This is a genomic window from Rhodococcus sp. NPDC080181 (assembly GCF_040702225.1).
GTDB lineage: Bacteria > Actinomycetota > Actinomycetes > Mycobacteriales > Mycobacteriaceae > Rhodococcoides > Rhodococcoides fascians.
Genome location: NZ_JBFBKN010000007.1, coordinates 158,737 through 185,181, shown reverse-complemented (window position 1 = coordinate 185,181; position 26,445 = coordinate 158,737). Strand labels below are relative to the sequence as shown.

The window sequence follows — 26,445 nt, the reverse complement described above, 5'->3', positions numbered from 1 at the left end:
TGCGCTACTTCTCGGGGTAGAGCTGCTCGGCGTAGGCGGGCCCGTAGTACTCGCGGAGTTCTTCCACCGTTTCGGGTGCCTGCGGAATCAACGCTTTCGTCAAGGACGCGACATCGGGAATGGGGTCCGCATCCCACGTGTCCGGCTGCCACAACTTGGATCGCATGAATGCCTTGGCGCAGTGGTGGAACACCTGCTCGATGTCGACGACGAGGCACATGATGGGTCGGTGGCCCTTGACCTGTAGTTCGTCGAAGAACGGTGCGTCGGTCACCAGCGACGCGCGACCGTTGATGCGCAGGGTGTCGCCGCGCCCCGGCACGAAGAAGTTCAGGCCGACGAACGGATTCTCGAGAATGTTGCGGTAGCCGTCCATTCGACGATTACCGGGCCGTTCGGCCAGTGCGATCGTGGCCTCGTCGATGACGTGGACCAGGCTGCCGGGCGGATCACCCTTGGGGGAGACGTCGCACCGCCCGCTCGCGTCCGAGGTTCCCATCAGGCAGAAAGGCGAGGCTGCGAGCCAGTGCACGTCGAGTGGATGCAGGGTCCGGCGATCCTTGTTGGCCGCCCGAAAGCTGGGTTCGCCGAACATGGCGGTCAGTTGGTCGGCGTCGCGCACCGTGGTCCACGTCATGGCGACGATGCTATCGACACGACCCGGACAGCGGACAGTCCATTTCGGCGATGTACCACCGATGCGTTCGGACGTGACCACCTGAGAGGATGGTCACGTGAGTAATCAAGCGTGGATCATCGTCGCGGCGATCGCTGCCGTCCTGCTCGTCGTCCTCGTCGTCGGGTTCGTTCTGTCCCGTCGCCGGAGAGTGTCCCTCAAGTCGGACGAGGCCGCCCGAATCGAGGACGCGGCCACCAAGGACAGATCCGGTGGCTACACCGCGGGCAGCGGTTTCTCGTTCAGTCAGGGCACTGCGACCGCCGAGCCCGTCCCGCCTGCCCCGAAGCCCGTCCCGCCTGCCCCGAAGCCCGTCCCGCCTGCCCCGAAGCCTGTCGAGACCTTCCCGGTCGAGCCGACGCCGGTGCCACCCACCCACACTCCGGACGAGCCGGAGGTCCTCGACCCCGAGGTTCCGGTCGTCGAGCCTCAGGTGCCGGTTGTCGAGCCAGCCGAGCCGGCCGAGCCCACCGCGCCTGCGGTGCCGGAACCCGCCCCGGACGCCGAGGCGCCTGCTCCTCGACTGGACACCATCGATCCGACCGAAGGTCGGTTGGACCGTCTTCGTGGACGTCTGGCTCGTTCCCAGTCCGCGGTGGGCAAGTCCCTGCTCGGATTGCTCGGCGGCGGAGACCTGGACGAGGACTCCTGGGAAGAAGTCGAGGACACGCTGCTGATCGCCGACATCGGCTCGGCCACGACGACGGAGATCATGCGCACGCTGCGCGAGCAGATGGCAGCTCGCAGTATTCGTACCGAAGCCGATGCGCGAGCCCTGCTGCGGGAAATTCTGGTGGCGCAACTGCATCCGGAGTTCGATCGTTCGATTCGCGCGCTTCCGCACGACGGCGCGCCTGCGGTGTTGTTGGTCGTCGGAGTCAACGGCACCGGCAAGACCACGACCACCGGCAAGCTCGCCCGTGTCCTGGTCGCGGACGGCCGGCGAGTGCTCCTCGGTGCGGCCGACACGTTCCGCGCTGCTGCCGCGGATCAGCTGCAGACCTGGGCCGAGCGAGTCGGTGCCGAAGTGGTGCGCGGCAAGGAAGCCGCCGACCCGGCCGCCGTTGCCTTCGACGCGGTGAGCAAGGGAATCGAGAACGGAGTCGACGTGGTGCTGGTCGACACCGCAGGTCGCCTGCACACGAAGTCCGGTCTGATGGACGAGCTGAGCAAGGTCAAACGCGTCATCGAGAAGCGGGCCCACGTCGACGACGTGCTGCTCGTTCTGGATGCGACGGTCGGCCAGAACGGACTGACTCAGGCGCGCGTCTTCGCCGAGATCGTGGACATCACCGGTGTCGTGCTGACCAAGCTCGACGGAACCGCGAAGGGCGGCATCGTTTTTCAGGTACAGCGGGAACTCGGGGTACCCGTCAAGCTCGTCGGTCTCGGCGAAGGTGCCGACGATCTGGCTCCGTTCGAGCCGGGGGCGTTCGTCGACGCACTGCTCGGTTGATCGACCTCGCCGGGCTCTCGCGAACCGGGTGAAAAGCACAAACGCCAGCACGAAACCTTTTAGCAACAGAATTCGGTCATGCGTTCACATGCCCGAAACACCCGAGTGTCACGGATGAAACTTCGTGAAACCACTCTTCTTGCGTAACGGCGCGCCAACCGGTGTGCAGGAGAATGGAGGGTGTACGTGAGTCCCGAGGATATGTTGGCCAACTCCGGCAACGCCGCGTGGATGCTGATGGCAGCATCGCTGGTACTGCTGATGACGCCGGGCTTGGCGTTCTTCTACGGCGGTATGTCGCAGTCGAAGTCCGTGTTGAACATGATGATGATGTCGTTCGGAGCTATGGCCGTCGTCTCGATCATCTACTTCCTGTGGGGATGGTCGATGTCCTACGGCACCCAGGACATCGGCGGTGTCTTCGCCAACCCGTTCGAGTTCTTCGGACTCAAGGATTCGATCACCGACGCGGACGGCAACTACATCGCCGGCGCATGGGGTTACGCCAACGTCATCGACGTAGCGTTCCAGGTCACGTTCGCCATCATCACGGTCGCCCTGATCAGCGGCTCGATCGCCGGTCGAGTCAAGTACGGCACCTGGCTCGCCTTCGCCGGAATCTGGGTCACCCTCGCGTACTTCCCGCTGGCACACATGGTCTGGGGCGGCGGACTGCTGTCGGGCTCCGAGAAGGGCTTGGCCGCAAAGATTTTCGGAACGATGGTCAACGACGACGGTGACACCGTCGCCAACGTCGCACCGATCGACTTCGCCGGTGGAACCGTCGTGCACATCAACGCCGGTATCGCAGGCCTGATCCTGGCGATCATCATCGGCAAGCGAGCCGGATTCGGCAAGGTCGCCTACCGTCCGCACAACCTCCCGTTCGTCATGCTCGGCGCAGCGCTGCTGTGGTTCGGCTGGTTCGGATTCAACGCCGGTTCGGCATTCGCCGCCGACGGCATCGCAGGCGTGGCCTGGGTCAACACCACCGCGGCCACCGCAGCGGCCATCGCAGGCTGGCTCATCACCGAGCGCATCCGCGACGGACACGCAACCAGCCTCGGTGCCGCATCGGGCATCGTCGCAGGTCTGGTCGCCATCACCCCGGCCGCCGGTGCGCTCACCCCGGTCGGAGCCATGATCCTCGGCGTCATCGCCGGCGTGCTGTCGGCTCTCGCCGTCGGACTGAAGTTCAAGTTCGGTTACGACGACTCGCTCGACGTCGTCGGCGTCCACCTGGTCGCAGGCCTGTGGGGCACCATCGGAATCGGCTTCCTCGGATCCGAGACCGGCCTGTTCTACGGTGGTGACTACAAGCAGCTCGTCGTGCAGATCGTCATCGCGTTGTTCGCATTGGTCTTCACCGCAATCGTGACCGCGGTCATCGCCTTCGCTCTGAAGCCGCTGGGCTGGCGCGTGACGGACGAGGAAGAGGCGAACGGCATCGACGAGGCCGAGCACGCCGAGACTGCATATGATTTCGCCTGACAAGGTAGAGATAGAGATGAACGCTGCACCGTACGACAACGGGCACTCGAGGTCTTGTGAAGGGAAGCAAAAATGAAGCTGATCACGGCAATCGTCAAACCGTTCACCCTGGAGGACGTCAAGACGGGGCTGGAACAGGCCGGCGTGCTCGGAATGACCGTCAGTGAGGTTCAGGGCTACGGCCGCCAGAAAGGCCACACCGAGGTCTACCGAGGTGCGGAGTACTCGGTCGATTTCGTTCCTAAGGTGCGTGTCGAGGTAGTCGTCGACGACGCCGCAGTGGAGAAGGTCGTCGAGGTCATCGTCGAAGCAGCCCGCACCGGCAAGATCGGTGACGGCAAAGTGTGGGTTTCCCCGGTGGATTCGGTCATCCGAGTCCGTACCGGAGAACGTGGCGCCGATGCGCTCTGACCCCACAGGGTCTCGGTCCGGGGGCCCCGGTTCTGGCGCACGCGCGCCAGAACCGGGGCCTTCGGTCTCTACGGGCTCCGCATCGAAGGGCACGAGCGATGCAGCTGCGGATCTCGCTCGGGCCAGAAAGCAACTGCTCGACGGCGGCACCCGCAACCGCCGCCTCGATGCGCCCTCGCTCAGGCAGGCGCTCGTCGATCTTCACGAGTTCTGGCTGACCACCAAGGGCGCAGAACTGGGCGTGAAGCCGGATTCCGGTTTCGCGATAGTCGCAGTAGGAGGTCTGGCGCGTCGCGAACTGCTGCCGTACTCCGACCTGGACTTGATTCTGTTGCACGACGATCTCGACCCCCGCATCGTGGCCGACGTCGCCGACAAGCTCTGGTATCCGTTGTGGGACGCCCACATCAAGCTCGATCACAGTGTGCGTACCGTGCCGCAGGCCCTGCAGGTTGCCGCGGCGGACATGACCGCAGCACTCGGCATGCTCGAAGCACGCCACATCGCCGGTGACGTGGAATTGAGCAACCTGTTGATCGGTGGCATACGTCGGCAGTGGCGCACCGGAATTCGCGGTCGCTTCGACGAGCTGATCGGCCAGACTCAGGGGCGCTGGGCACGAAGCGGCGAGATCGCACACCGTGCCGAACCCGACCTCAAGAGCGGCCGTGGCGGTCTGCGCGACGTGCAACTGCTCGACGCCCTGTCGATTGCTCAATTGACCGATGGCATGCCCGGGTTGGGACCCGAATCACCCGGCGGCGGTTTGGCATTCGCGCACGGGCGACTTCTCGACGTGCGAACCGAACTGCACCGGGTGGCCGGTCGTGCCCGAGATCAGCTGCGTGCGCAGGACGCCGACGAGATCGGTGCTGCGCTTCGCATCGGCGATCGGTTCGATCTCGCTCGTGTGCTCAGCGATTCGGCACGCACCATCAGCTACTCCGTCGATGTGGGTTTGCGTACCGCCGGCAATTCGCTTCCACGACGCGGTCTTTCGCGTCTACGTCGCGTACCCGTTCGCCGTCCGCTGGACGAGGGAGTCGTCGAGCACGCGGGTGAGGTGGTGCTGGCACGCGACGCACGACCGAACAAGGATCCGGGTCTGATCATGCGGGTTGCGGCAGCGTCGGCTCAGACCGGCATGCCGATGTCTGCCTCCACGCTCAACCGCCTGTCCGACAGCGCCCCCGAACTCCGTGAGCCGTGGCCCAAGGAAGCACTCAACGATCTGTTGGTGCTGCTGGGATCCGGCCGCAAGGCCATCGCGGCCATCGAGGCGCTCGATCGAACCGGATTGTGGGGCAGGCTGATTCCGGAATGGGGTGCGGTTCGAGATCTGCCGCCTCGAGATGCGGTGCACACCTGGACGGTGGATCGACACCTGGTCGAAACTGCCGCGTACGCAAGTGCATTGACCACACGTGTCGCTCGTCCCGATCTGCTGGTGCTCGGCGCGCTCGTCCACGACATCGGAAAGGGACGCGGCGGCGACCACAGCGTCGTCGGTGCCGATCTCGCCGTTCAGATCGGTAACCGGCTCGGCTTGTGGCCCTCCGACGTGGCCCTGCTGACGGCAATGGTCCGCTATCACCTCCTGCTGCCGGAGACTGCCACCCGGCGCGATCTGGACGACCCGGCAACCGTGCAGACCGTCGTGGATGCGCTCGGTGCGGACACCGTTCTGCTGGAGCTTCTGCATGCACTCGCCGAGGCGGACTCTCTCGCGACCGGACCCGGGGTGTGGGGGGACTGGAAGGCGTCGCTGATCCGTGAACTCGTTCGTCGTTGTCGGCTGGTGATGGCGGGAGAGACTCTTCCGTCGCCGGATCCGCTCGACCCGGCGCACATCGAGTTGGCCTCGCGCGGGGGAGTACACGTCGACATCACGCCCACCGACGGTCTGCACACCTTCGTCGTGACCGTGGTTGCACCCGACACTCCAGGACTGCTGTCCGATGCGGCCGGAGTGCTGGCACTGCATTCCTTACGGGTGCTGTCGGCCTCGCTCGGCAGTCACGACGGTTCGGCGATCAACTCGTTCGATGTCGCACCCTTGTTCGGTGCTCCGCCGCAAGCGGGGTTGATCCGGCAGGAGATCATCCGTGCGCAGGCGGGCGAGCTCGACCTCGTCGCCGTGCTCGACGCGAAGGAACGAGACGCCCGCGTCGAGACCTCGGACGAGGACGACGAGGAGTCGGCTGTGCCGGTCCTGTACGCCCAGGCTCCGCCTCGGGTGCTGTGGTTCGACGACAACGAACCGGGTCAGGTCGTGCTCGAACTGCGAGCCGAGGACCGCCTCGGCCTGCTGTGTCGATTGGCGAGCGCAATCGAGCAGCAGGGATTCGATATTCGCTGGGCGCGGGTATCGACGCTGGGTAGTTCTGTTGTCGATTCCTTCTGCATCGACTTGGCCGGTGCGGACAGTCGGGCTGTGCGCGAGGATCTCGAACGCGCGCTCCTCGCCGTCGTGCCATCGCCGGAACCGCCCAAACCCCCGGAAAAGCCCGAGGGCACTTGACCGTTGGTCGGAAGTTCGTCGGAAACCGACATGCCGTGGTGACATTTCACGAACTTCCGGCCGATGGGTTTACCCCCGAGACCGATTTGTTATGTTCGTCACCTGACGCAGCAGGCCCTTCGGGCCGAACTGCCGGCTCCGCTGCTCGAACGTCTCGTCGTTCCTGCAGGCTCCAATTCTGAGATTTCGAGAGGCGCGCACTGTGGGATCACACCGACGGTCGAACATCTACGTACCGGCCGAGACGGCATCGGGTACGCCCGGTGGCAAGCATCGCGCCGCGGAGGAAGTTCAGGACACCGGCAGGCGTGCGGCCACCATCGTCGCCGCAACCGGTGCCATCGTCGTCGGCGCGACCACCATGGGCGCGGGCACCGCAGGCGCGGCACCCGTCCCGGAACCGCCCGCGGCCGGATTCCCCTTCGCCGTCCCGGAGGGTGTGTTGCCTGCCGGATTCGAGCTGCCCCAGTTCATGCCACCCCAGTTCGTGCCACCGCAGTTCGAGTTGCCGCAATTCGCGCCGCCTTTCGGTGCGCCGCCGCAGGCCGCACCGGACTTGGCTCCGGCCCCACAGACCGATCCTTCGGCAGTCCCGTCGGACGCCTCGACACAGGCACCGACTCCGGGACCGCTCGCCGCTCTCGGCCCCGAGGTGGACGCCGCGGCCCAGCAGTGGCTCGACGACGTCGGACTCGGTGGAACGGGTGCCGGGCCGGCGTCGCCGCTGGAGAGTCTGCGTTCGTTGAAGAAGGCGACGGTCCAGCCCGTCGCCGGAGTGTTGACGTCGAACTTCGGTTCGCGGTGGGGCACTCAACACAGCGGACTGGACATCGCCGCCCCGATCGGCACGCCCATCTACGCTGCAGCCGACGGCACGGTGTCCGATGCGGGACCGGCGTCCGGGTTCGGACTCTGGGTCAAGGTTCTGCACGACGACGGCACCGAGACCATCTACGGACACGTCAACGACTTCTCGGTGCAGCCCGGTCAGCGGGTCACAGCCGGAGAACAGATCGCAACTGTGGGCAATCGCGGTCAGTCGACCGGCCCGCACCTGCATTTCGAGGTGCACGATCCCGCCGGCGTCAAAGTCGATCCCGCACAGTGGCTCTCCACCCGCGGCGTGGCTGTGACGTGGAGTGATTCGGCAAGCAAGGCCTGACCGGTCGCACCGCACCGAACGGACTCACTGCCCGACGCCCTGAGCGAGGATAAGGTGGGCTGGCGTTAGTCTGGTGACAACGCCGGACTCGGTCTGGTGACAGTGCCGGACTCGGCTCGTTTTCGGTGATCGGCTAGCTCAGGAGTGCAATCGGTGTTCGAATCCCTTTCCGACAGGTTGACCGGGACTCTCAAGGACCTGCGTGGCAAAGGTCGACTGTCCGGTGCGGATATCGACGCCACAGCCCGCGAGATCCGACTGGCCCTGCTCGAGGCGGACGTGGCGTTGCCCGTCGTGCGGGAGTTCATCAACCGCATCAAGGTCCGCGCCAAGGGTGCCGAAGTATCGGGCGCACTCAACCCGGCTCAGCAGGTCGTCAAGATCGTCAACGAGGAACTGGTCGGCATCCTCGGCGGCGAAACACGCAGACTGGTGTTCGCCAAGAACCCGCCCACCGTCATCATGCTGGCCGGCCTGCAGGGTTCCGGTAAGACGACCTTGGCGGGCAAGCTCGCCAAGTGGCTGAAGGGTCAGGGTCACACCCCGCTTCTCGTCGCCTGTGACCTGCAACGTCCCGGCGCCGTCAGCCAGCTCCAGATCGTCGGCGAACGGGCAGGCGCGGCAGTCTTCGCCCCGCACCCGGGCACGTCCATCGGCGGTGGCGAGAACGCGCTCGGCGTGTCGGCCGCGGACCCGGTCGAGGTGGCCCGCGCCGGAGTGGCCGAGGCTCGCAGCAAGCAGTACGACGTGGTCATCGTCGACACCGCAGGCCGTCTCGGTATCGACACCGAGCTGATGAGCCAGGCCGCCGGGATTCGCGACGCGGTCGAGCCGGACGAAACCTTGTTCGTTCTCGACGCCATGGTCGGCCAGGACGCCGTCAGTACCGCCGAGGCGTTCCGCGACGGAGTCGGCTTCACCGGAGTCGTGCTGACCAAGCTCGACGGCGATGCCCGCGGCGGCGCAGCACTGAGCGTGCGCGAGGTGACCGGGCAGCCCATCATGTTCGCGTCGACCGGCGAGAAGCTCGAAGATTTCGACGTCTTCCACCCCGACCGCATGGCCAGTCGCATCCTCGGCATGGGCGACGTGCTCAGCCTCATCGAGCAGGCCGAGCAGCACTTCGACGCCGAGCAGGCCGAGGCCACCGCCAACAAGATCGGCTCCGGCCAGCTCACGCTCGACGACTTCCTCGAGCAGATGATGGCCGTTCGCAAGATGGGGCCGATCGGAAATCTGTTGGGAATGTTGCCCGGCGCGGGCCAGATGAAAGAACTGGCCAATGTCGACGAGAAGCAACTGGATCGGGTGCAGGCGATCATTCGCGGCATGACGCCGCAGGAGCGCACCGATCCGAAGATCATCAATGCCTCCCGACGACTGCGGATCGCGAACGGCTCGGGCGTGAAGGTCTCCGACGTCAACCAATTGGTCGATCGGTTCTTCGAGGCACGCAAGATGATGTCGGCGATGGCCGGTCGGATGGGTATGCCGGGTGCGCGAAAGCAGGTGCGCAACAACAAGAAGGGCAAGAAAGGCAAGAAGGGTGCTCGCGGGCCCACACAGCCGAAGATCCGCGGCGGGTTCCCCGGAATGCCGGGTGGAATGCCTGCCGGAATGCCCGACCTGTCGTCGATGCCCAAGGGCCTCGATCAATTGCCGCCGGGACTCGAGGGAATCGATCTCTCGCAGCTGAAGCTGCCGAAGAAGTAAGCGGGCCTGCGGTGTCGGCATTGCGGGTGCGGGGACGCGGGCTGCCGGACGAGTCCCCGATCGACCTGTGGATCGACGGTGGCGTCCTGTCCACGGAGCCCATCGCCGATGCCGACTTCATCCACGACGGCGGGTGGATCCTGCCCGGGCTCGTCGACGCGCACTGTCATGTCGGCATCGAGTACGGCGGAGGACACACCGACCTGGCCGGGTCGATTGCGCAGGCCGAGACCGAACGAGGCGTCGGGGCTCTGCTGCTGCGTGACGCGGGCTCTCCGGTCGACACGCGGGCGTTGGACGACCACGACGATCTCCCACGCATCATCAGGGCGGGGCGGCACATCGCCTCCCCGAAGCGATACATCCCTGGCCTGGCAATCGACATCGAGGACGAATCACAACTTCCCGAGGCGGTCGCGCAACAAGCGCGATTCGGCGACGGGTGGGTCAAGCTCGTCGGTGACTGGATCGACCGCTCGGTGGGAGACCTCCGACCTCTCTGGAACGACGCGATCCTCGTCGACGCCATTGCCGCGGCCCATGCGGAAGGGGCACGCGTCACCGCGCACGTCTTCGGGGAAGACGCACTCCCCGGACTGATCGCGGCAGGCATCGACTGCATCGAACACGGCACCGGCCTGACCGACGAGACCATCGAGATGATGGTCCAGCACGGGACAGCGTTGGTGCCGACGTTGATCAACATCGAGACCTTTCCCGGCATCGCGGACTCGGCCACCCGCTACCCGGTCTACGCCCGGCACATGCGCGCGTTGCATGCGCGAGTCGGCGACACCGTCGGCCGTGCCCACGACGCAGGTATCCCGATCTTCGCCGGAACCGACGCCGGCGGATCCATCGCGCACGGCCGCATCGCCGACGAGGTGGACGCTCTGGGACGCGTCGGATTGTCACCGACCGACGCGCTCGGTGCTGCTTGCTGGGACGCCCGGTCGTGGCTGGGGCGCGGCGGGCTCGAGCACGGTGCGCCCGCCGATCTCGTCGTGTACTCCGACGACCCGCGCGGGGGAGCGGACGTGTTGTCCAACCCCGAGCTGGTGATTCTGCGCGGCCGCGTGACCGATCGTCGCGGACGCGCCGCGAGTGGATCGGGATACGTCGATGGTTGATCCGCGGCAAGGCCCGGACCGATTCGATGCCGACCAGTTCGGCCGCACACCAGGAGGCGCGGGGGAATTCGACGTGAACCGGCCCAGCTGGGCGGGAATGGCACCGATGAATCACGTGCAACAGCAGGGCTCGGGACTGTCCGAGACATACTGGCGTGCCGAAGCAGCGGCTGCGGAGCGCAGACCCGGCCAACGGTGGGGACTGCCGGCGGCCGCCCTCGTGCTCGGCCTCAATCTTGCCGGGTTCCTGCTCCTCGGCCTGGTCGTGTCCTCGGAGTCCTCGCCGCTGTTCGTCGTGGGGATCATGATCCCGAGCCTGCTCGCCGCAGGACTGGCGGTGGCGGTCACGATGTCGAGGGGCAACGGCCCCGTCGTCGACTTCGGGCTCCCGAGATCCGTTCACGAACTCGTCGGTCATATCCGATCCGGTCTGGCCTGGGGTGGAGTCGCCCTCGTCGGTGGAGTGCTGCTCGCACTCGTGCTGCTCTCGCGTATCGATTTTCAGGATCAGGCACCGCTGGGCGGTATGGCAGACATCGCCATGGGGTGGAAAGTCGTTTTCGCGGTGTGGATTTGGATCGGCGCACCGATCTGCGAAGAAACGATGTTCCGCGGCATGTTGTGGGGAGCTCTTGAAAAACGCACTCGACCCATGCCGATGGCGTGGCTGGGCAACCGCTGGGTGGTCCTGGTGATCACGGCGGTGATGTTCGCGATCTGGCACCGAGAATGGTGGCGCTTCGTCGTCCTGCTGTGGGGAGGACTCGCCATCGGCATCGCGAGAATGAGAAGTGGCTCGATCGTCGCGTCGACCACGGCTCACTCCGTCAACAACACCTTTCCGGCTTTGGTGATTCTGCTGGCCTGACCGGGCGATTGAGGGTATCGGGTGGTCGTCTGGCAGAATGGACCGCTGTTCGCCCGTCTCCGGTTACGTACCGCGCGGCGGTCACGACAACTCCAACGCAAAACCGGGTTCGCATGCCGTGCGAACCGCTGAATTGCGCAGTGACCACTCCTCGAAAGGCTTCACCAGAACATGGCCGTCAAGATCAAGCTCATGCGTATCGGCAAGATCCGCACCCCGCATTACCGCGTCGTCATTTCCGACGCCCGCACCCGCCGTAACGGCCGTGCAATCGAGACCATCGGGACGTACGAGCCCAAGCAGGACCCCAGCGTCATCGAGATCAACTCCGAGCGTGCGCAGTACTGGCTGGGCGTCGGCGCGCAGCCGACCGAGCCCGTCGAGGCACTGCTGAAGATCACCGGCGACTGGCAGAAGTTCAAGGGTCTGCCCGGCACCGAGGGCACCCTCCGCGTCGCCGAGCCCAAGCCGTCGAAGCTCGACCTCTTCAACGCTGCGCTGGCGCAGGCGGATTCCGAGCCCCAGGGCGAGGCCACCACCGCCAAGAAGAAGAAGGCGCCGAAGTCGGACGATTCCGCTGCCGCGGAGACCACCGACGCTGCAGCAACCGAGACGGCAGACGCGCCGGCCGCCGAGGCTGCTGAGAAGTGAGTGCCGTTGTCGCCGATGCCGTCGAACACCTCGTTCGCGGCATCGTCGCCAATCCCGATGACGTTCGCGTCGAGATGATCACCGGCCGTCGTGGTCGCACCGTGGAAGTTCACGTGCACCCCGACGACCTGGGCAAGGTCATCGGACGCGGTGGTCGCACCGCTACGGCGCTGCGCACTCTCGTCTCCGGAATCGGTGGTCGCGGCATCCGTGTCGACGTCGTCGACACGGACCAATAGGTCACGTAACCCATCATGGAGCTGGTCATCGGTCGTGTCGCCAAGTCGCACGGCATCAAAGGTGAAGTGGTTGTCGAGGTTCGCACCGACGACCCCGACGACAGATTCGCCGTCGGCACTGTTCTGCGTGGCCGCAAGCCACGATCGAATGCACAGCCCGTGACACACACGGTGGACGCCGTCCGGGAACACTCCGGGCGGCTTCTGCTGCGTCTGAACGGCATCGACGACAAGACCGCAGCGGACGAATTGCGCGGGATTCTCTTCGTCGTCGAATCCACCGATCTCCCGCCGTCCGACGATCCGGACGAGTTCTACGATCACGAACTCGAAGGCCTCACCGTCGTACTGACCGACGGTTCCGTCGTCGGTACCGTCCGTGAGGTCCTGCACTCGGCAGCAGGCGAACTGCTGTCCATCACGCCGAGTTCTGACGAGGAATCCGGTCGTTCCGAGATACTCGTACCCTTCGTCTCGGCCATCGTGACCTCTGTGTCGTTGGCAGACAAGACAATCGAGATCGATCCGCCCGAGGGCTTGCTGGATCCGGAGTAGTTCGTGCGCCTCGACGTCGTCACCATCTTCCCGGAATACCTCACCCCACTGCGTACTGCTCTGCTCGGTAAGGCGATCGATCGCGGGCTGGTATCGGTGGACGTTCACGACCTGCGCTCCTGGACCCACGACGTGCACAAGGCCGTCGACGATTCCCCGTACGGCGGCGGGCCGGGAATGGTCATGAAGCCAACCGTCTGGGGTGACGCACTCGACCACGTGCTGACCGACGAGTCGCTCCTCGTCGTCCCCACTCCCGCAGGGGTGCCGTTCACACAACGTACGGCGGAAAGATGGTCCACCGAACAGCATCTCGTGTTCGCGTGCGGTCGCTACGAAGGCATCGATCAACGCGTGTTCGACGACGCCGCACGCCGCGTTCGGGTCGAGGAAGTCAGCATCGGAGACTACGTTCTCATCGGCGGCGAGGCGGCAGTACTGGTCATGGCCGAGGCCGTCGTCAGATTGATGCCGGGCGTACTCGGCAATCAGCAGTCGCACCAAGAGGATTCGTTCTCCGATGGGCTGCTGGAGGGTCCGAGTTACACCCGGCCGGCCCGATGGCGAGAACTCGACGTCCCCGAGATTCTGTTGTCCGGCGACCACGCGAAGATCGCCGCCTGGCGTCGAGAACAATCTCTGCGCAGAACAGCGGACCGACGCCCGGATCTACTGACGGACTGACGTTTTCAGCTGATTCTGCCGTCGGGGAACAACATCGACACGAAGCCGGTCAGAGTGTCCCGTGCGTGCAGTGCGCTGGCGTCGTCGCTCACGTCGACGACGGCCGTGTCCGGGTAACTTTCCATGTCGTCGACGAAGAAGATGTCTTCACGGGACGACAGGGCCAGTACGTAGCGATTGTCCGCGCCGATGGTGCCCGTCGACAGATGGACCCACCGATCGGACACGCAGCACATCCAGCCCTGCTTGACCGCATGCACGGTCTCGCCCGGTAAGCCGTCGACGATCCCGAAGTGTTGCTTGTAGCCGTCGGCAGCTACGGGGGCCGAGCGTCGCAGCATTCCGATGATGATGTCGGTCGACGCGGTGGTCAGGCCGCCGCTGCCGTTCATCAGCCCGGCGTAGTAGCCGACCAGGTCACTGGGAGTCGTTTCCGTGTTGTACCACTGGTCGTCGCCGGGAGCGTCGGTGTTCCTCAGGGCATATCGCGCCGCGACTGCGCGGACGATCTCGGACGAACCGTATCGATACCAGAGCGTGTATGCGGCATTGTCGTCGGAGAACTCGAGCATGCTGGTCATCGTGGCCAGCTCGTCGGCGGAGACGGGGCGGTTCTGCGACTGCGCCTCGAACATCACCTCGTCGGCAATGAAGAGCTTGGAGACCGACGCCGTTTCGATCGGCTCGTCGGCATCGCTGCTGTAGTAGGAACCGGTCTCTCGATCCAGCAACGCGAAATTGACATCGGCACCGCGGGCTCGCGCCGATTCCACCGCCATCGGAATACGCGCTTCCAAGGCCACGCCGTCGACCTTCTGGATATCCGGGAACGGCGATGCCGATGTCTCGGCCGAATCCCTGCCGTCGGGATCGCCGGCTTGATCATCGGGCGGTACGGAGCACGCGCTCAGGACCAACAGTGCGGCGCAGGTGGCGGTCAGTAACCGAGCCCCCCTGACCATCTACAGAACTCTCCCGCACATAGAACCGCTGACCGACCTGTCCCACACTAGCGGTAGGGTCCATCGCCGTGACCACTGCTCTGAAATCTGTGAACAAGCGCATAGCCGAAGAACTCGATGTTCGCGAAGAACAGGTTCGTGCCGCTGTAGAACTCCTCGACGGCGGGTCCACGGTCCCGTTCATCGCGCGCTACCGCAAGGAGGTCACCGGCACACTCGACGACGCGCAATTGCGCCAACTCGACGAGCGACTTCGATACCTCCGAGAACTCGACGAGCGGCGAGATGCCGTCATCGAATCGATTCGTTCGCAGGGCAAACTCGACGACGCGCTCGAACAGTCGCTGATGCTGGCCGAGACCAAGGCCCGCGTCGAGGACATCTACCTGCCGTTCAAGCCCAAGCGCCGGACGAAGGCACAGATTGCGCGGGAGGCCGGCCACGAACCCGTCGCAGACGCCCTGTTCACCGATCCGTCCACCGACCCGGCGCAGTTCGATCAGGAGCAGCTCGACGGGGCACGAGCAATTCTCGTCGAGCGTTTCGCCGAGGATGCCGACCTGGTGGGTGAGCTGCGTGAACTGATGTGGACCTCCGGCAAGCTGGTCGCCACCGTGCGCAAGGGAAAAGAGGAGGAAGGCGCGAAATTCTCGGACTACTTCGAGTTCTCCGAACCGTTCACGAGCCTGCCCTCGCATCGCATCCTCGCGACGCTACGCGGTGAGAAGGAAGAGATTCTGTCCCTCGGGTTCGAACCCGAGCGGGACGAGCCGACTCCCGGTGTGCCCAGTGTCTACGAGGGGCGTATCGCCACCAAGTTCGGAATCGCAGATCGCGGCCGCCCGGCCGACAAGTGGCTGCTCGATACCGTTCGCTGGGCATGGCGCACCAAGATGCTGGTCACCGTCTCACTCGATACGCGCATGAGACTGCGCCAGTCGGCCGAGAAGGACGCCGTGGACGTGTTCGCGAGCAACCTCAAAGACCTCCTGTTGGCTGCACCCGCCGGAAACCGCACCACGATGGGACTCGACCCCGGCTTTCGCACCGGAACCAAGGTGGCGATCGTCGACGCCACCGGCAAGGTCGTCGACTACGACACGATCTATCCCCACAAGCCGCAGGGCAAGTGGGACCAGGCCGTGGCCACACTCGCCGGGCTCGCGGCCAAGCACAAGGTGGAGCTCATCGCCATCGGAAACGGTACGGCCTCACGCGAAACCGATTCTTTAGCAGCAGAATTGATTGCAAAATTCCCGGCGGCGAATTTGACCAAGGTGGTGGTGTCCGAGGCGGGTGCCTCGGTCTACTCGGCGTCGGCGTACGCCTCGAGTGAGCTGCCCGAACTCGACGTCTCCATCCGCGGCGCGGTCTCGATCGCTCGCAGGCTGCAGGATCCGTTGGCCGAGCTGGTCAAGATCGACCCCAAGTCCATCGGTGTCGGCCAGTACCAGCACGACATCTCCGAAACTCTGCTCGCCCGTTCTCTCGGGGCTGTGGTCGAGGATGCGGTGAACGCGGTGGGTGTCGACGTCAACACAGCGTCGGTGCCCTTGCTGTCGAGGGTCTCCGGTATCGCCGGTTCGCTCGCCGAGAGCATCGTGGCGCACCGCGACCAGAACGGTCCGTTCTCCAGCCGTAGCACCCTCAAGGACGTACCGCGCTTGGGTCCCAAGGCTTTCGAGCAGTGCGCCGGGTTCCTGCGCATCTCCGGGGGAGAGGATCCACTCGACCGCTCCAGCGTGCACCCGGAGGCCTATCCCATCGTGCGCCGCATCGTCGGCAAGGCGGGCGTGGGCGTGCGCGAGGTGGTGGGCAACACCGCACTCCTGCGCCGCCTCGACCCCGCGGAATTCGTCGACGAACGATTCGGGTTGCCCACCGTCACCGATATCATCTCCGAGCTGGAGAAGCCTGGACGCGACCCGCGTCCGGAGTTCAAGACCGCTACTTTCGCAGCCGGTATCGAGAAGGTCGCCGACCTGAAGCCGGGGATGACGCTCGAAGGTGTCGTGACCAACGTGGCGGCGTTCGGTGCTTTCGTCGACGTCGGCGTGCATCAGGACGGACTTGTTCACGTCTCTGCGATGTCGCACAACTTCGTCAAGGACCCGCGTGAGGTCGTCAAATCCGGCGATGTGGTGCGGGTCAAGGTGATGGAGGTCGACATCCCACGTCAGCGCATCGGCCTGAGTCTGCGGTTGGACGACGAGCCCGGTGCGAGCGGTGGCAAGGACGCACCTCGTGGGCAGCAGGGTGACCGCTCCCGCGGTACGTCCTCGAGCAAGGGCAACGGCCGTCAGAGCAATGGCGGCCAGGGCAACCGCCCGCAACGCGACCGACGCGGCGGTGGCCCCGCAGCGACACCTGCGGCAGGTTCCATGGCCGACGCGTTGCGCAAAGCGGGCTTCGGGAAGTAGCGCTCGGACTTTCCCGGTCGATGCCGACCCCGGCGGCGAAGAACGAGAATAGGCTGATTCGGCGATAGCCGTTGTTTCGGGCGTGCGGCGGGAAGGATGTGGAGCGCGTGAGGTGGTTGGAGCACGGTGTCGTCGAGCACGGCCGCCTTCCGTTGCTCTGCTTCCTGCTCGGCCTACTCGTGGGATTTCTGCTGATTCGCCTGAGCGTCAGAATGATTCGCGCGGATGTGAAGTGGTGGCCTGGCAACATCACCCCTGGCGGCCAGCACATTCACCATGTCGTGTTCGGAATCGTGCTGATGCTGTTGGCGGGGATCGGGCTCATCGCGGTGTACGTGGACGGGTCGCAGACCATCGGTGCCGTGCTGGCGGCGATCTTCGGCAGCGGTGCTGCCCTCGTGCTCGACGAATTTGCACTCATCTTCTATCTCCGCGACGTCTACTGGTCCGAGCAGGGCCGAACATCCGTCGATGCGGTATTCGCAGCCGTCGCCTTCACCGGGTTCCTGCTACTGGGACTTCACCCGTTGGAGCTGCTCAGCCCCGCCGATTTCCGGGCCGATCCCGATCCCTGGGTTCGCGGAACACTCGGTGTGCTGGCACTGCTCAACCTGAGTCTGTGCGTCGTCGTGCTGCTCAAGGGCAAGATCTGGACCGGGCTGATCGGGCTGTTCGTTCTGCCCATCCTCATTCTGGCCGCGGTCCGACTCAGCAGGCCGAGTGCACCCTGGGCGAGGTGGCGCTACACGAGCAGACCGAAGAAGATGGAGCGTGCGCTGCGGCGAGAGAAGAAGTGGCGCAGGCCGTTGATACGGGCCAAGATCTACCTGCAGGATGCGATCGCGGGCAAGCCCAGCATTGTTCACGCGGTCGAGGCCACCGAGGACGAGCTCGCGCGGACCGTCGTGCCTGCACCCCAGGCCGGAACCGTGGCCCAGTCCTCGGTCGGGGCGATTTCCTCGAACGCCTGACGGTCTGGCACAATAGGCGGGTTGCCTCTCGCGAGGCACACACCTCACTCGGAGTACGAACCAGTTGTGCCGCCCCGGTGGCGAGCCGCTCGGTTCCTCTGCTCAAGCGCAGAACGCAAGGATGGCACAACCGATGAACACCCTGGACTTTCTCGACAATCAGTCGCTGCGTAGCGACATCCCCGATTTCCGCCCCGGCGACACGCTGAACGTGCACGTCAAGGTTATCGAAGGCTCGAAAGAGCGTATTCAGATCTTCAAGGGCGTCGTGATTCGACGTCAGGGCGGTGGCGTCCGCGAGACGTTCACCGTTCGTAAGGTGTCGTTCGGCGTCGGCGTGGAGCGCACTTTCCCGGTGCACAGCCCCAACATCGCGCAGTTCGAGGTCCTCACTCGCGGCGACGTTCGTCGCGCGAAGCTGTACTACCTCCGCGATCTGCGTGGCAAGGCCGCCAAGATCAAAGAAAAGCGCTGACCCGGTCGTATCGACCGCTTCGAGCAGCAACCATGCCGCGTCACCGAACATCGGTGACGCGGCATGGTGCGTTGGAGCCACCGCCCTGACATTTCGGACGTACCGGTACGAGCGATGCTCGGTGAAAACGCCGCAGGCGCGGACCGACCGGCCCGCGGGCGACGGTTCCGGCTAACCTGTCCAGGTGACGCAGTCCCCACAGGATCCGACCCCACAGGGTTCGACGAACGAGCCCGACGACGAGTCTCCCCGGAACAAGCGTGCGGATCGCAAGCAGCGGTCCTTCTGGCGTGAACTTCCCATCCTCATTCTGGTAGCTCTCGTGCTGAGTTTTCTGCTTCAGACGTTCGTCGCCCGGGTCTATCTCATCCCATCCGAATCGATGGAACCGACACTGCACGGCTGCGCCGGCTGCACCGGGGACCGCATCGTCGTGGAGAAGATCGGCTATCGATTCGGCGATCCGAAGCCCGGCGATATCGTCGTGTTCCGCGGCCCCGATTCCTGGAACGACGAATTCGTCTCGCAGCGCTCCGACAATTCGGTCATCCGCGGGGCCCAGGAAGTGGGCTCTTTGATCGGAGTCGTCGCTCCGGACGAGAACGATCTGGTCAAACGCGTCATTGCCACCGGCGGTCAGACGGTCGAGTGCTGTGACGCTCAGGGACGGGTGCTCGTGGACGGGAAGCCGTTGGACGAGCCGTACATACAGATGGATTTCCCGTTCGTTCCGGACACGATGACGTGCGAGACCGAATTGAAGTCGGGCCGGTGCTTCGACCCTGTAACGGTGCCCGAGGGCAACATCTGGGTCATGGGCGACAATCGCAGCAATTCGCGAGACTCGCGGTATCACGTCACCGACGAGTTCACCGGCACCGTTCCGCTGGACAACGTGATAGGTAAGGCCGTGGCCACCGCGTTGCCGCCATCGCGAACCGGCCTCCTGGACTCGCCGGACATTCAGGGTCGATGACGGCCCGTCCTCGTCCCGCGCCTCGTGCGCGCGCATCTCTGAGCCGCTCGTCGTGGCCGCCTCGTCCCATCATCAGGAGGGCGGCGGGGCTGCGGACCATGGAATCGGCACTCGAACGCAACGGGCTCGGTCCGGTTGCGGGTGTCGACGAAGCAGGCAGGGGAGCCTGCGCGGGGCCGTTGACGGTCGCGGCGTGCATCCTGGGCTCTCGGTCGCACACTGCCCTCGCGGACCTCGACGATTCCAAGAAGCTGACCGAGCGTCGCCGGGAGGAGCTCTTTCCCCGGATCAAGAAATTGGCACTTGCGTGGAGTGTGGTGTTCGTCGACGCGGCCGAGGTCGACCGCATCGGGGTACACGTGGCGAACATCGAGGGAATGCGCCGCGCGGTGGCGGGCCTGAGCCTCACTCCCGGGTATGTCCTCACCGACGGCTTTCGGGTTCCCGGACTTCCGGTGCCGTCTCTACCCGTCATCGGAGGGGACGCCACAGCTGCCTGCATCGCTGCGGCCAGTGTCCTGGCCAAGGTGTCCAGAGACCGGTTGATGGTGCAGATGGACACCGACATTCCCGGTTACGGATTCGCCGTGCACAAGGGGTACAGCACACGTGCGCATTCGACCGCGATGACCACGCTCGGCCCGAGCCGAGAGCATCGAATGTCCTATGCCAACGTGGCTGCCGCGGCAGCCGGTCGCTCGCGTAGCGAGGTCGACGCACTGGGGCGAATGGACTGCACCGACGACGGTGCGCCATGATTGAATTTCACGCCCGACTGGAGGATGAAAGAGACCGATGAGTGCCGAAGATCTCGAAAAGTACGAAACCGAGATGGAGCTCTCGCTGTACCGCGAGTATCGGGACATCGTCGGACAGTTCAACTATGTCGTCGAAACCGAGCGTCGTTTCTATCTCGCGAACTCCGTCGAACTCATTCCGCACAATGCCGACGGTGAGATCTACTTCGAATTGCGGATGTCCGACTCGTGGGTATGGGACATGTACAGACCGGCTCGTTTCGTCAAGCACGTGCGGGTGATCACGTTCAAGGACGTCAACATCGAAGAGCTGGACAAACCGGATCTGCGTCTCCCCGAATAGTCCTACCCGGGTCGGATCGGCAGGTGTGCCCGGTGCCTGACGGGCGCACCTGGACGGTTCCGCTCGGCAGATTTCCCGTGTGGAGTGTTCCGAAGCGCACCGATCAGCGAAAAGCTGGACAACCGACCGAATAATTCCGCGTGTTCTGTTTCGAGCAGAGGCCCGTTGCCGGGTTACGTCGAGCGCGGGAGAATCGTCGAAATGTGAACGCCGAATTCTGTTGTCTCACATAGTATTTCGATTTAATGATGCAAATAGCTTCCGGTATTCACACGTTTTCGTACCGAATGTTTTCGACCCTACGCCGATGTGAACATCGTTGGGTCTTTGCCTCGGTCCGATAATCGGTGGTAGAACTTGAATTACCACATTCTCCCAGACGCGTAAGAGGTACGAGATGGCACGCAAGACGCTTGTCCAGATGATCGACGATGTCGACGGCTCGGTAATCAAAGAAGGCCAGGGGGAGTCGATCGAATTCGGTATCGGTGGAAACCAGTACCGCATCGACTTGAATCTCAAGCATGCGAACGAACTGCACGAGCAGCTGGCTTTCTGGATCGAGCACGCCGAGAAGATTTCCGGTCGCCGCCCCCGCAAGACCGGTGCCGCGCCTGCACCGGCTCGAGGAAAGGTCGATCTGCAGGACATCAGAGCGTGGGCTCGCGAAAACGGCCACGAGGTCAGCGCCCGAGGTCGAATCAGCCAGGAAGTTCAGGCCGCCTACGAGGCTGCGCACTGACCGCCTCCCAGCCTTGATATGCCCGCTGTCTTCGGTCAGCGGTAGTTCGGTCATCGAATTCGATTACCGATTCCGTGCTTCAGCTCCGTCCGTGCAGTAATCCGGACGGAGCTTTTGCATGTTCGAACCATTCGTCGGGCGATCGACAGGGCATGAACGCCGGTAAGCACACAGGTACGACAAAACAGGTGTGTCGGCCCTGCGATTCGACGGTTCTCTCCACAGGATTGCGCGTGTCCACAGGGCAATGCGGCACCTGCACTTTCTCGGAATCACCTCCTTTCGGTCGTGTCACCGTCATGACGACCGGATCCGGCCGTGCTGTGCGGCCGCAGAGTGGAGGAATTCGACATGCCGACCAATCAAGAACTCGGGGCACGCGGTGAGGAACTTGCAGCGCGCCATCTCGAGCACATCGGCCTGGAGGTGATCGAGCGGAACTGGCGGCATCGTTCGGGGGAGCTCGACATCATTGCGCGCGAAGGCGAGACGATGGTGTTCGTCGAAGTCAAAACGCGTTCGGGAATCGGTTACGGAACGCCGGCGGAAGCGGTGACGTACACCAAGCAGACTCGGATCAGAGGATTGGCGTTGCAGTGGCTTTCGCTTCGCGGAGGGCCGTGGGTGCACATCCGATTCGACGTGATCGCCATCGTGATCGGTCGCGGTGACGACCCCGTTCTCACTCACGTCAGGGCGGCGTTCTGATGCCCCTGGGGCGAGCCCATTCGGTGGCGGTCAACGGCGTCGACGGAGTGTTGGTGGAGATCGAAGCCGATATCGGTCAGGGTCTTCCGGGGACCCATCTGGTGGGACTGCCCGATACCGCGCTGAACGAATCGCGTGATCGGGTCAAGGCCGCGGTGAAGAATTCGGGTGGTACCTGGCCGGACAGTCGAGTGATTCTCGCGTTGTCTCCGGCGACGTTGCCCAAGGGTGGCTCGGTGTACGACCTCGCGTTGGCATTGTCGGTCCTCGACGCCGCCAAGGCCATTCCGCGGGGAAGCCTGTCGGAGACGGTGTTTCTGGGTGAGTTGGCTCTGGACGGCAGGTTGCGTGCGGTCCGCGGGGTACTGCCCGGAGTGCTCGCGGTGAAGGCGGCGGGGTGGCAGCGGGTGGTGGTGCCGAGTCGGTGTCTGCCAGAAGCGGGTCTGGTTGACGGTATCGAGGTGTTGGGTGCCGATTGCCTGGCGGATGTCGTTGCGTGGCTTCGTGGTGAGCAGGCGCTGGAATCGCCCACCCCGACCGACTGGCATCAGGAGAGCTATCCGGATCTCAGTGACGTTGCCGGTCAGGCGGATGCCCGATGGGCGTTGGAGGTCGCTGCGGCCGGTGCGCATCACATCATGTTGACCGGGCCACCGGGCATCGGGAAAACGATGCTGGCGCAACGTCTTCCGGGGATACTCCCGCCGCTCACCGAATCCGAGGCGCTGGAGGTGACCGCGATCCATTCGGTGGCGGGGCTGCTGACGAGTGCGCGGCCGCTGATCACATCGCCGCCGTTCATCGCCCCACACCATTCGACGTCGGTGAGTGCGTTGGTCGGAGGAGGCACCGGAATGGCCAAGCCCGGCGCAGTCAGTCGCGCGCATCGCGGAGTCCTGTTTCTCGACGAATGCGCCGAGATGAGCATCCGGGTACTCGAAGCGTTGCGAACCCCACTCGAAGACGGTGAAATTCGGATTGCGCGTCGAGACGGGGTGGCCCGGTACCCGGCGAGGTTCCAACTCGTCCTGGCGGCCAATCCGTGTCCGTGCGCGCCGGCGCGGCAGGCCGACTGCGTGTGCGCGCCCACTGCTCGCCGCAAGTACTTGGGAAAACTGTCCGGACCGCTCCTCGACCGGGTCGATCTCCGAATTCAGATGATGGGAGTCGCGACCGGGGCGCTGGTCGACGACGTCGGAGAAGGAACGGCCGATATTCGCGCCCGCGTGACGGGAGCGAGGGATGCTGCCGCTCATCGTTGGTTGGAGTTCGGGTGGAGGACCAATGCGGAAGTCCCCGGACCAGCACTGCGCCAACGGTTTCGGCTCGCTCGGTCGACGCTGGCACCGATCGAGCGGGCATTGCGCAACGGATCGCTGACCGCGCGCGGCGCCGATCGTGCGATACGGGTGGCGTGGACTCTGAACGATCTCGCCGGCGGCACCGTGCCCGGTGCAGACGAGGTCGGTGCCGCACTGGATTTTCGAGACAGGGGAGTGGCATGACTTATGACGCACGTCGGCTGGCGTGGGCGTATCTGTCTCGGGTGGCACAGGGTCCGCATCGCACGGTGACGGACCACGCCGCTGCCCACGGCCCCGAGGTCACCGCCGCAGCCGTACGCGCCGGACACTTGGGTGAGCGACTGGCAGCACGGGCTCATGTCGACACTGCAGCAGCAGATTTGGACCACATTGCCGCTCTCGGTGGACGGCTGATCACCCCTGACGACGATGAGTGGCCTGCGTGGCGTTTTCTCGGCTTCGATGGGTCCGGCCTCACCGCGGGTGTCGACACGTCGCCGCCGATCGCACTGTGGGCGTTGGGAAACCGGTCTGTCGGAGCAGACACCGAACGATCGGTGTCGATAGTCGGAACCCGAGCGTCGAGTCCGTACGGCGACCACGTCACTGCCGAGATCTCCGCCGATCTGGCGCTGGACGGCTGGACCGTCGTATCGGGAGCTGCTTTCGGTATCGATGCGGCAGCGCACCGTGCGGCGCTCGGAGTCGAGGGGACGACGATGGCTGTGCTCGCCTGCGGCGTCGACCGGGCATATCCGGCGGGCCACTCCCGCCTGTTGCGTCAGATCGCCTCGAGCGGTGTCGTTCTCAGTGAATACGCGCCGGGCACCACTCCGGCCAAGCACCGGTTCCTGGCGCGCAACCGGTTGGTGGCGGCACTCGGATCGGCGGTGGTGGTCGTCGAGGCGGGATGGCGGAGCGGGGCGCGCAACACCGCGGCGTGGGCGGCGAAACTGGGCCGCCCCGTTCTTGCGGTGCCGGGGCCCGTCACCTCTCCGACGTCGAAGGGATGCCATCGCATGATTCGTGAGGGTGAGGCCGTTCTGGTGTCGAGCTCGCACGATGTGGTGGCCGAGGCCGGGGCGCTCGGCTCGCCGGAGGAACCCCGTCCCGATCTGTTCCGGGAAATCGATGCGCTGTCCGAGACCGCACTGTTGATCTACGACGCGCTGCCGGCCACGGGAGCGTTGTCCACCCGTGAACTGTCGGAGAGTTCCGGGGTTCCGTTGTCGAAGGTCCGTGCCGCGCTACCGGTGATGGAGATGGACGGATTCGTGAGCAACGACGAGACCGGGTGGGCCCGGGTGGTGCGCGGCTGAGGTGACGGCCCTACCGAGGCCCAGTGAAGGTAGGGTGTTAGGTAATGCTTAGTCGGTGCAGTGAGCATCGGCGTCGTTCGCTCGAAGAGGGGTCTGTAGTGCCGCGTAAGAAAACCACGTTGACCGTAGTGCGCACGGAAGCGCTGACCCCGCACATGCACCGGGTGTATCTGGGTGGTCCAGGCTTCGAGGAGTTCGACGCCATCGATAAGACCGATGCGTACGTCAAGCTGTTCTTCGGAACCGAGGACGAACCGATCATGCGGACCTACACCGTTCGATCCGTCGACACCGACGCGCGGGAAATCGCCATCGACTTCGTGGTGCACGGCGACGAGGGCGTCGCCGGACCGTGGGCCACACGCGCGAAGCCGGGCGACGAGATGTCGTTCTTCGGGCCGTCGGGGGCATACGCGCCTCGCCCCGACGCCGATTGGCACCTGTTCGCAGGCGACGAATCGGCTATCCCGGCCATCTCGGCTGCGGTCGAGGCCCTCCCGGAAGACGCCATCGCCAAGGTGTTCATCGAGGTCGGCGATCGTCACGACGAGATCTACATGGAGACTCTCGCAGTCGTCGACGTCACCTGGGTGCACCGGGGCGCGTCGTCGAACGAGATCGGCGACGACCGGGCCGGAGACAACGCACCGCTGATCGAGGCCGTCAAGAACACCGAATGGTTACCCGGGCAAGCGCAGGTGTTCGTCCACGGTGAGGCGCAGGCCGTCATGCACAACCTCCGTCCGTACATTCGCAAGGAACGTGGGGTCGGGGCCGAGTGGGCGTCGATCTCGGGTTACTGGCGTCGGGGGCGGACCGAGGAAACCTTCCGAGCCTGGAAGCGTGAGCTGGCACAGGCGGAGGCGGGAGTCGACGCCTGATCGCGCACCGACGTCCACCCGACGGCGTGTCCGGTTGTCGAGCGAGACGTCAGCGCCCAAGCTGAGCCGATGACCGATTCGCTGCCGCCGCACCTGGAGGTGCACGTCGAGGAGTTCGCCGAACACCTGCGCCTCGGACGGGAACGGTCGGAGCACACCATCCGGGCCTACGTTGCCGACGCGCGTTCGTTACTGGCGCACCTGGCCGCGTCCTCACCGGGCGCGACGATCGCCGATCTGGATCTGCGTGTCGTGCGCTCGTGGTTGGCGGGGTACTCGGCGGCCGGCGCGGCCCGGACATCGATGGCCAGGCGCACCTCGTCGGTGCGAACGTTCGGGGCGTGGCTCGAACGGGTCGGGGCTGTGAAGGTCGGCCCCGCGCAACGTCTCGCGTCCCCGTCGGGTCACCGCACCCTGCCCGGAGTGCTGCGTCACGATCAAGCGACGCGAGCGCTGGACGCTGCCGAGTCGGGTGCCGCCGAACTCGATCCCATAGCGCTGCGCGATCGACTCGTCGTCGAACTGTTGTATGCGACCGGGGTCCGCGTGGGGGAGCTGTGCGGTCTCGATGTCGACGACGTGGACACCGATCGACGAGTCGTTCGGGTGGTGGGCAAGGGGAACAAGGAACGGTCGGCACCGTACGGTCTGCCGGCCGCGCAGGCACTCGACGCCTGGCTCACCGACGGCAGGCCTGCCCTGGCCGTCGATCGATCCGGACCGGCCCTGTTGCTCGGGCGTCGGGGTGGACGACTCGACCAGCGACAGGCCAGGTCGGCGGTGCATGCTGTGCTGGAGACAGTCCCCGGCGGCCCCAGCCTGGGACCGCACGGCCTGCGCCATACGGCAGCCACGCATCTGCTGGAAGGAGGTGCAGATCTCCGGGTGGTGCAAGAACTGCTCGGACATGCATCTCTTGCCACGACGCAGATCTACACTCACGTATCCGTCGAACGGTTGCGGGCGGTGCACGATCAGGCGCATCCCAGAGCATGAGCGTCGAGCTGGGCGGCGCATCGTTTGGTAGCG

The 26,445-nt window shown here is 64.9% G+C and carries 26 protein-coding genes; 24 read left to right on the top strand and 2 right to left on the bottom strand.

Features of this window, described 5'->3' with window-relative positions:
* Window positions 1-4: 4 nt before the first annotated feature.
* Window positions 5-637: an MSMEG_1061 family FMN-dependent PPOX-type flavoprotein gene (locus AB0O58_RS11230; RefSeq protein WP_366238189.1), complete on the bottom strand. Its 633-nt coding sequence runs from the start codon at window positions 635-637 to the stop codon at window positions 5-7.
* Window positions 638-734: 97 nt separating this feature from the next.
* Here AB0O58_RS11230 and ftsY point away from each other — a divergent pair, with 97 nt between their 5' ends.
* The 12 genes from ftsY (at window position 735) to trmD (ending at window position 13,557) form a co-directional block, all read left to right on the top strand.
* Window positions 735-2,132: a signal recognition particle-docking protein FtsY gene (gene ftsY / locus AB0O58_RS11225; protein WP_366238188.1), complete on the top strand. Its 1,398-nt coding sequence runs from the start codon at window positions 735-737 to the stop codon at window positions 2,130-2,132.
* A gap of 201 nt (window positions 2,133-2,333) precedes the next feature.
* Entirely contained in the window at window positions 2,334-3,623 is a 1,290-nt protein-coding gene (locus tag AB0O58_RS11220) for an ammonium transporter (RefSeq protein WP_032366395.1), read from the top strand.
* 72 nt (window positions 3,624-3,695) lie between these two features.
* On the top strand, window positions 3,696-4,034 hold the full coding sequence (locus AB0O58_RS11215) for a P-II family nitrogen regulator (RefSeq protein WP_019664269.1): 339 nt from the start codon (window positions 3,696-3,698) through the stop codon (window positions 4,032-4,034).
* Window positions 4,024-6,555 (top strand): [protein-PII] uridylyltransferase, encoded by a 2,532-nt coding sequence (locus AB0O58_RS11210; protein WP_283541518.1) that lies wholly within the window; start codon window positions 4,024-4,026, stop codon window positions 6,553-6,555. The genes AB0O58_RS11215 and AB0O58_RS11210 overlap by 11 nt, the downstream gene beginning before the upstream one ends.
* A gap of 202 nt (window positions 6,556-6,757) precedes the next feature.
* Window positions 6,758-7,717, top strand: a complete 960-nt coding sequence (locus AB0O58_RS11205; RefSeq protein ID WP_048318273.1) for a M23 family metallopeptidase — start codon at window positions 6,758-6,760, stop codon at window positions 7,715-7,717.
* A 153-nt stretch (window positions 7,718-7,870) separates the two neighbouring features.
* Window positions 7,871-9,430 carry a signal recognition particle protein gene (ffh, locus tag AB0O58_RS11200; protein ID WP_032366589.1) on the top strand — a complete coding sequence of 520 codons (1,560 nt, stop codon included), beginning with the start codon at window positions 7,871-7,873 and terminating at the stop codon, window positions 9,428-9,430.
* Between the two features lie 11 nt (window positions 9,431-9,441).
* Window positions 9,442-10,560 carry an amidohydrolase family protein gene (locus AB0O58_RS11195; RefSeq protein ID WP_222066172.1) on the top strand — a complete coding sequence of 373 codons (1,119 nt, stop codon included), beginning with the start codon at window positions 9,442-9,444 and terminating at the stop codon, window positions 10,558-10,560.
* Window positions 10,553-11,428, top strand: a complete 876-nt coding sequence (locus AB0O58_RS11190) for a CPBP family intramembrane glutamic endopeptidase (RefSeq protein WP_094663040.1) — start codon at window positions 10,553-10,555, stop codon at window positions 11,426-11,428. Before AB0O58_RS11195 ends, AB0O58_RS11190 begins: the two co-directional genes overlap by 8 nt.
* A gap of 171 nt (window positions 11,429-11,599) precedes the next feature.
* Complete coding sequence (gene rpsP, locus AB0O58_RS11185; RefSeq protein WP_032366399.1) at window positions 11,600-12,079, top strand: 30S ribosomal protein S16; 480 nt, start codon at window positions 11,600-11,602, stop codon at window positions 12,077-12,079.
* Window positions 12,076-12,318: an RNA-binding protein gene (locus AB0O58_RS11180; protein WP_027496687.1), complete on the top strand. Its 243-nt coding sequence runs from the start codon at window positions 12,076-12,078 to the stop codon at window positions 12,316-12,318. Before rpsP ends, AB0O58_RS11180 begins: the two co-directional genes overlap by 4 nt.
* Before the next feature lie 15 nt (window positions 12,319-12,333).
* The gene (gene rimM / locus AB0O58_RS11175; RefSeq protein ID WP_283541516.1) at window positions 12,334-12,873 is read left to right on the top strand and encodes a ribosome maturation factor RimM; all 540 of its coding nucleotides are present in this window, start codon (window positions 12,334-12,336) and stop codon (window positions 12,871-12,873) included.
* Window positions 12,874-12,876: 3 nt separating this feature from the next.
* Window positions 12,877-13,557 carry a tRNA (guanosine(37)-N1)-methyltransferase TrmD gene (trmD, locus tag AB0O58_RS11170; RefSeq protein ID WP_032370788.1) on the top strand — a complete coding sequence of 227 codons (681 nt, stop codon included), beginning with the start codon at window positions 12,877-12,879 and terminating at the stop codon, window positions 13,555-13,557.
* Between the two features lie 5 nt (window positions 13,558-13,562).
* On the opposite strand, the gene AB0O58_RS11165 is transcribed toward trmD, so the two are convergent.
* On the bottom strand, window positions 13,563-14,519 hold the full coding sequence (locus AB0O58_RS11165; protein ID WP_366238187.1) for a serine hydrolase: 957 nt from the start codon (window positions 14,517-14,519) through the stop codon (window positions 13,563-13,565).
* A 68-nt stretch (window positions 14,520-14,587) separates the two neighbouring features.
* Here AB0O58_RS11165 and AB0O58_RS11160 point away from each other — a divergent pair, with 68 nt between their 5' ends.
* The 12 genes from AB0O58_RS11160 (at window position 14,588) to AB0O58_RS11105 (ending at window position 26,412) form a co-directional block, all read left to right on the top strand.
* Entirely contained in the window at window positions 14,588-16,939 is a 2,352-nt protein-coding gene (locus AB0O58_RS11160; protein ID WP_032400568.1) for a Tex family protein, read from the top strand.
* A 116-nt stretch (window positions 16,940-17,055) separates the two neighbouring features.
* Window positions 17,056-17,910 carry a hypothetical protein gene (locus tag AB0O58_RS11155; protein WP_032366591.1) on the top strand — a complete coding sequence of 285 codons (855 nt, stop codon included), beginning with the start codon at window positions 17,056-17,058 and terminating at the stop codon, window positions 17,908-17,910.
* A 133-nt stretch (window positions 17,911-18,043) separates the two neighbouring features.
* Window positions 18,044-18,385 (top strand): 50S ribosomal protein L19, encoded by a 342-nt coding sequence (rplS, locus tag AB0O58_RS11150; RefSeq protein WP_027496692.1) that lies wholly within the window; start codon window positions 18,044-18,046, stop codon window positions 18,383-18,385.
* 184 nt (window positions 18,386-18,569) lie between these two features.
* Window positions 18,570-19,361, top strand: coding sequence for a signal peptidase I (lepB, locus tag AB0O58_RS11145; protein ID WP_027496693.1), 792 nt, complete (start codon window positions 18,570-18,572; stop codon window positions 19,359-19,361).
* Entirely contained in the window at window positions 19,358-20,119 is a 762-nt protein-coding gene (locus tag AB0O58_RS11140) for a ribonuclease HII (RefSeq protein ID WP_072692096.1), read from the top strand. The genes lepB and AB0O58_RS11140 overlap by 4 nt, the downstream gene beginning before the upstream one ends.
* A 37-nt stretch (window positions 20,120-20,156) precedes the next feature.
* Window positions 20,157-20,462, top strand: coding sequence for a DUF2469 domain-containing protein (locus AB0O58_RS11135; RefSeq protein ID WP_008717288.1), 306 nt, complete (start codon window positions 20,157-20,159; stop codon window positions 20,460-20,462).
* A gap of 397 nt (window positions 20,463-20,859) precedes the next feature.
* Entirely contained in the window at window positions 20,860-21,204 is a 345-nt protein-coding gene (locus tag AB0O58_RS11130) for an Lsr2 family protein (protein ID WP_027496695.1), read from the top strand.
* Window positions 21,205-21,555: 351 nt separating this feature from the next.
* Entirely contained in the window at window positions 21,556-21,912 is a 357-nt protein-coding gene (locus tag AB0O58_RS11125; RefSeq protein WP_206497923.1) for a YraN family protein, read from the top strand.
* Entirely contained in the window at window positions 21,912-23,417 is a 1,506-nt protein-coding gene (locus tag AB0O58_RS11120; RefSeq protein ID WP_032391538.1) for a YifB family Mg chelatase-like AAA ATPase, read from the top strand. Before AB0O58_RS11125 ends, AB0O58_RS11120 begins: the two co-directional genes overlap by 1 nt.
* Complete coding sequence (gene dprA, locus AB0O58_RS11115) at window positions 23,414-24,535, top strand: DNA-processing protein DprA (protein WP_283541514.1); 1,122 nt, start codon at window positions 23,414-23,416, stop codon at window positions 24,533-24,535. The genes AB0O58_RS11120 and dprA overlap by 4 nt, the downstream gene beginning before the upstream one ends.
* Before the next feature lie 98 nt (window positions 24,536-24,633).
* Window positions 24,634-25,416 carry a siderophore-interacting protein gene (locus tag AB0O58_RS11110; RefSeq protein ID WP_027496699.1) on the top strand — a complete coding sequence of 261 codons (783 nt, stop codon included), beginning with the start codon at window positions 24,634-24,636 and terminating at the stop codon, window positions 25,414-25,416.
* A 69-nt stretch (window positions 25,417-25,485) separates the two neighbouring features.
* Window positions 25,486-26,412, top strand: coding sequence for a tyrosine recombinase XerC (locus AB0O58_RS11105; RefSeq protein ID WP_027496700.1), 927 nt, complete (start codon window positions 25,486-25,488; stop codon window positions 26,410-26,412).
* Window positions 26,413-26,445 lie beyond the last annotated feature (33 nt).